Raw genomic sequence first — 5,467 nt, forward strand, 5'->3', positions numbered from 1 at the left:
CGTTCCCACTCGGCATCCGTGAGATCTCCCCGCCCCATACCCGAACCAACGAGCAAGGCAGGTGACAGTCACATGATCGACCGGACAAGTCCTAGCCACTGCCCGTTCGCCGTTGAGGCCCGGCGGGCTCAGTCACGGTTTGCTCACGCTTGCCCGCCGCAGGCGGTTCACAAGGGTACAAGTCGTCCCGGCCGGGTAGAGCACAGGTGCCGGGGGATCCCACCCCGGAGGGCATCGACCGGCGGCCCGGCCGCCGGTTCTCTCATCTCGCCGCAGCCGCCGCACCCTTCTCCGGTGCGCCCACGACCCGGCACCCGGCACCACCTCGCACACCCCACCCTTCACCGCTTTCTCGCCATGCCCTGGCGCAGAGTGAAAGGAGCCTCCGGTGAGCAATGACGCCTCCGGGGCGAACGCCCGATCCGCAGACGCGGGTCCGCTCGGCAATCTGGCCCTCGGTCTCACCCTCCTCGCGTACGGCCTGCTGGGCACCGGTGTGCTCAGCGGCACCTCGACCGGCGGCGCCGCCACGCTGGTCAAGCTGGTCGGCGGCGTGACGCTGTTCGTCGCCGGCCTGTGGCAGTTCCACGGCGGCAACCGCTTCGACGGCACCGCGTACACCGCCCTCGCCGCCTTCTGGGCGGCCTCGACGGCGGCCGGCGCGGCCGGCAAGAACACCGCCGGCCTGTTCCTGCTGCTGTGGGCGCTGCTGGCACTCACCCTGACCGCCGCCGCCTGGGGCGACGGCCAGCTCGGCCGCGCCGTCTACGGCCTGCTGACGCTCGCCCTGCTGCTCGACGCCATCGGCGTCCTCAGCGGCTCCGGCGGCTGGGGCAAGGTCGGCGGCTGGGTCGCCGCGCTGGCCGGCCTGGGCGCCTGGTACTCGGCCACCGCCGCCCTCACCGGCGGCCGCTGGGGCAGGCTGGCACTCCCCGTCAAGTAACCTCCGCAGTCCCCGAGGCCCGGACGCCACCCCCACGGCGCCCGGGCCTCGGCCTGTCCGGAGGGCATTTCCCCTGCTCAAGGGCCTTTGTTTTTCGATGACTTGACGGCACGTCGGATCGTCAGTTCTATAGTGCTAGGAAGCTAGATAAATGAGGTTGTGGTGATCGAGTTCCACATCGAGCCCCGGACCGGTGTCGCCCCCTATCTGCAGCTGGTCCACCAAGTACGACAGGCGCTCCGACTGGGCCTGCTGCACCAGGGCGACCGGCTGCCGAAGGTCAAGGACGTCGCGGCCAAGGTCGCGATCAACCCCAACACCGTGCTCAAGGCTTACCGCCAGCTGGAGAACGAGGGCCTGGTCTCCCCGAAGCCGGGCGTCGGCACCTTCGTCACCGGCACCCTCGGCGACCCCACCCCGTCCGAACACGAGCCGCTGCGGCGGGAGTTGCGCCGCTGGCTGGCCTCGGCACGCGCCGCCGGACTGGACCCGGAGTCCATCGAGGCCCTGTTCCACCAGACCTTCCGAAGCACCGTCGAAGAGGAGCGATGACCGCGATCGTCGAAACCCGGGCGCTGACCAAGCGCTACGGCCGCCGCACGGCCCTGGCCGACTGCACCCTGACCGTCCCCGCCGGACGCGTCGTCGGGCTGGTCGGCCCCAACGGCGCCGGCAAGTCCACCCTGCTGCAACTGGCCTGCGGCCTGCTCACCCCCACCAGCGGCACCGTCGAGGTGTTCGGCCGCCCACCGGCCGCCGACAGCGCCCAACTCGGCCGGGTCGGCTTCGTCGCCCAGGACACCCCGACCTACGCCGCCCTGACCGTCGCCGACCACCTGCGCCTGGGCGCCAGGCTCAACCCGCGCTGGGACGCCGCCCTCGCCGACCGCCGCATCCGCCAGCTCGGCCTCGACCCCGCCCAACGGGCCGGCCGCCTCTCCGGCGGCCAGCGCGCCCAGCTCGCACTCACCCTCGCCATCGCCAAACGGCCCGAACTGCTGCTGCTGGACGAGCCGGTGGCCGCCCTCGACCCGCTCGCCCGGCGCGCCTTCCTGCAGAGCCTGATGGAGTTCGTCGCCGACTCCGGGTCCGAGGCCACCGTGGTGCTCTCCTCCCACCTGGTCTCCGACCTGGAACGGGTCTGCGACCACCTGATCGTGCTGGCCGGCGCCCGCATCCAGGCCGACGGCGAGATCGACGACCTGCTCGCCACCCACTTCCGGCTCACCACCGCCCGCCGCGCCGCCGACACCCTGCCGGCCGGCCTGCGGGTGATCCACGCCGAACACACCGAACGCCAGAGCACCTTCACGGTCCGCGCCGACACCCCGATCGAGGACCCCGCCTGGGCGATCGAGCCGCTCGGCCTGGAGGACCTGGTCCTCACCTACATGACCCCGACCGCCGACCTGCGACCCGTCCTGGAGCCACAGCGATGATCTGGCTGACCTGGCGTCAGTTCCGCACCCACCTCCTGGTGGCCGCCGCCGCGCTCGCCGCCGCCGCCGTCTACGTGGTGGTGAGCGGACTGCGACTGCGCAACGGCTTCCACGACCTCCCGGCCGACTGCGCCGGCCTCTGCCCCGACGCGAACCGGCTGATCGGCCACTACCGCAACCCGTACTGGGTCGGCAGCGCGCTGGTGCTGCTGGCCCCCGCGCTGATCGGGGCGTTCTGGGGCGCGCCGATGATCGCCCGCGAGCTGGAGACCGGCACCTACCGGATGGTCTGGAACCAGGGCGTCCGCCGCAGCCGCTGGCTGGCCGTGAAACTGCTGGTCACCGTGGCGGCCGCGATGCTCGCCACCGGCCTGCTCAGCCTGCTGGTGTCCTGGTTCACCGCCCCGCTCGACCGCCTCAACCACGACCGCTTCCAGCCGCTGATGTTCGACGTCCGCGGCGTGGTCCCGCTCGGCTACGCCGCGTTCGCGGTCGCCCTCGGCGCCTGCCTGGGCCTCTTCCTGCGCCGCACCGTGGCCGCGATGGCCCTCACCCTGGCGGTCTTCACCGCCGTCCAGGTCCTGGTGCCGCTCGTCGTGCGGGAGCACTACCGGGCCGCCGCCCACACCCGGATCTCGCTGAGCTCCGAGACGCTCGGCTCCGCCCGCTCGTTCGGCTTCACCGGGGACCGGCTCGGGGCGGACTCCCCCATGATCGCCTCCTTCGACCTCCCCGACGGCTGGGTGCTGACCGGCAACGAACCCCAGCCGGTCCGCGACCGCACCGGCCGCGCCCTCACCCTCGGCACCCAGCCCTGCCCCGCCACCAACGGCAACCCCCCGGACCGCACCTGCCTGTCCCAGGCCGACCTGAGCGTCGACGTCGACTACCAGCCCGCCGACCGCTACTGGCCGTTCCAGTGGATCGAGACCGCGATCTACCTCGCCCTCACCGCCGCCCTGGCCGCCCTCACCACCTGGGGCCTCCACCGCCGCCTCGGCTGACGCCGCGGACGGGACGCGGCCGAAGCCAACGCAACTGGCTTCGGCCGCGCCCCCACCCTACGGGCCACCGGACCGCCGAATGAACGCCCGGCGACCGATCCCGCAAACCCCTCCCGCCCCAGCGGCCGATTGCTAGGGTCTCCGTTCGGAGGCGATGCGCATGGGCCAGTGGCAGGTGGGCACGGAGACGCTCGCCGCATGCCGTTTTGCGATCTCGCCGCTGGTCGAGACGGTCGCCACGCTCGGCATCCTCGCCGAGGTCCGGCCCGAGCCCTGGCGCCGCGCCTGGCTCGCCGCCCACCAGCCCGCGTTCCGGCAGCACCTCGCCGCCGCGCCCCACCTCGCCGACTGGCTGGCCGCCCGCCGGCCCGCCCACTGGCCCGCCGAGTTCCGGCTGCCGCCGCCCGACCCGGACGCCGACCCGCTCGGGCTCGACCTCGACGGACTCGACCTGCCGCCCGAGCTCGCCGAACTCCTCGACTGGACCTGGCGGCACGTCGTCCACCCCGAATGGCCGGCCCGCCTGCGCACCCTCCGCGCCGACGCCACCGCCCGCCGCCGCCTCGCCGGCCACCACGGCTGGCCCGCCGCCCTCCCCGCGCTCGGACCCCGGCACCGCTGGCTCTCCAGCGGCCGACTGCTGCTCACCGTCCCCGCCGACGAACCCCCCGACGGCGAGCTGCTGTTCGTCCCCACCGGCGCCCGCCACGGGTGGATCGCCCAGGACGCCGGCCGAGTCGCCGTGGTCTACCCGGTCTCCGCCGCACCCGTCCCTACCCCGCGGACCCCGCCCGCCAGCCTCGGCCGCCTGCTCGGCAGCGCCCGCGCCGAGCTGCTCGCCGGCCTCGACCGCCCCCGCGACACCGTCCAGCTCGCCACCCTGACCGGCCTCAGCCCCGCCACCGTCGGCGACCACCTCACCGTCCTGCTCGACGCCCGCCTGGTCGCCCGCGCCCGCTCCGGCACCGCCGGCCGCTACTACCGCACCGCGCTCGCCGAGGCCCTGCTCTCCGCCCAGCGCGGCTGAACTCCCTCAGCCCTGTACCGCGGTGGGCTCCGGCTCCCGCTGCTCCGCAGGCTCCACCGGCATCTCCTTCCGCGGCCGCCACCCCGTCACCGCCGCCTGCACCAGGTACACCGTCAGCAGGATCGCCAGCGCCACCAACCCGTCCGCCCAGAAGTGGTTGGCCGTCACCACGACCACCCACACCGTCACCAGCGGGTGCAGCACCATCAGCCACCGCCACGGCCCGCGCGCCACCGTGATCACCGCCACCGCCGTGATCACGCACCACGCCACGTGCACCGACGGCATCGCCGACAATTGGTCCGCCACCACCCCCGCGACCGCGTTCCCGTACACCGACTGCCCGTACTGCGCCGCCAGGTCGACGAACCCGTTCGCCGGCAGCATCCGCGGCGGCGCCACCGGCACGAACTGGATCAGCAGACACACCGCCGTGGTCGCCACCACCGTGGTCCGCACCCACGCGTACCGCCGCCGGTGCCGCAGGAACAGCCACAGCAGGACGACCAGCATCACGCCGAAGTGCATCGTCGCGTAGTAGTAGTTCGCCGCCTGCACCAGCCACGGATGCCCCACTACCGCCCGCTGCCAGGACGCCTCGTCCGGCAGCCCGAGGTCCAGCTCCGTCCGGTGGATCCACTGCGCCCGCTCCATCGCGCTGCCCGTCCCCATCAACGACAGGTGCCCCACCACCTGCCACAGCGCGAACAGCACCAGCAGCGTCCCCGCCTCCCGCAGCACATCCGCCGCCACCGCCGCCCGCCGCCGCGACCCCGCCCCGTCGCCGGCCCCCCGCGCCGCGACCCGCCTGACGGCGAACGCCGCCCCGTACAGTGCCGCGGAGGCCGCAGCCGAGGTTTGCCAGGTCAAGGTCAGGTTCTGCATTGGCGAAGGGTATCCGGAATTTACCTGCCCGGAAACGCGAAGAAGCCCCCTGACATCCCGTCAGGGGGCTTCTTCTGAATGATTGTTCGGCGGCGTCCTACTCTCCCACAGGGTCCCCCCTGCAGTACCATCGGCGCTGTGAGGCTTAGCTTCCGGGTTCGGAATGTAA

The 5,467-nt window shown here is 73.2% G+C and carries 6 protein-coding genes and 1 rRNA gene; 5 read left to right on the forward strand and 2 right to left on the reverse strand.

Features of this window, described 5'->3' with window-relative positions:
• Positions 1–388 precede the first annotated feature (388 nt).
• The 5 genes from ACWEMJ_RS33570 to ACWEMJ_RS33590 all read left to right on the forward strand — a co-directional run bounded on the left by ACWEMJ_RS33570 (position 389) and on the right by ACWEMJ_RS33590 (position 4,413).
• The gene (locus ACWEMJ_RS33570; protein WP_452140926.1) at positions 389–943 is read left to right on the forward strand and encodes a GPR1/FUN34/YaaH family transporter; all 555 of its coding nucleotides are present in this window, start codon (positions 389–391) and stop codon (positions 941–943) included.
• A gap of 162 nt (positions 944–1,105) precedes the next feature.
• Positions 1,106–1,495, forward strand: coding sequence for a GntR family transcriptional regulator (locus tag ACWEMJ_RS33575; protein ID WP_452140927.1), 390 nt, complete (start codon positions 1,106–1,108; stop codon positions 1,493–1,495).
• Positions 1,492–2,382 carry an ABC transporter ATP-binding protein gene (locus ACWEMJ_RS33580; RefSeq protein ID WP_452140928.1) on the forward strand — a complete coding sequence of 297 codons (891 nt, stop codon included), beginning with the start codon at positions 1,492–1,494 and terminating at the stop codon, positions 2,380–2,382. The genes ACWEMJ_RS33575 and ACWEMJ_RS33580 overlap by 4 nt, the downstream gene beginning before the upstream one ends.
• Positions 2,379–3,386: an ABC transporter permease subunit gene (locus ACWEMJ_RS33585; protein ID WP_452140929.1), complete on the forward strand. Its 1,008-nt coding sequence runs from the start codon at positions 2,379–2,381 to the stop codon at positions 3,384–3,386. Before ACWEMJ_RS33580 ends, ACWEMJ_RS33585 begins: the two co-directional genes overlap by 4 nt.
• Positions 3,387–3,546: 160 nt before the next feature.
• Positions 3,547–4,413 carry a winged helix-turn-helix domain-containing protein gene (locus ACWEMJ_RS33590; protein ID WP_452140930.1) on the forward strand — a complete coding sequence of 289 codons (867 nt, stop codon included), beginning with the start codon at positions 3,547–3,549 and terminating at the stop codon, positions 4,411–4,413.
• Positions 4,414–4,419: 6 nt separating this feature from the next.
• Here the strand turns inward: ACWEMJ_RS33590 and ACWEMJ_RS33595 are convergent, their stop codons facing one another.
• Positions 4,420–5,298, reverse strand: a complete 879-nt coding sequence (locus tag ACWEMJ_RS33595; RefSeq protein WP_452140931.1) for a phosphatase PAP2 family protein — start codon at positions 5,296–5,298, stop codon at positions 4,420–4,422.
• A gap of 84 nt (positions 5,299–5,382) precedes the next feature.
• Positions 5,383–5,467 (reverse strand): 5S ribosomal RNA (gene rrf / locus ACWEMJ_RS33600); the annotation flags it as partial.

The organism is Kitasatospora sp. NPDC004531, assembly GCF_053602195.1.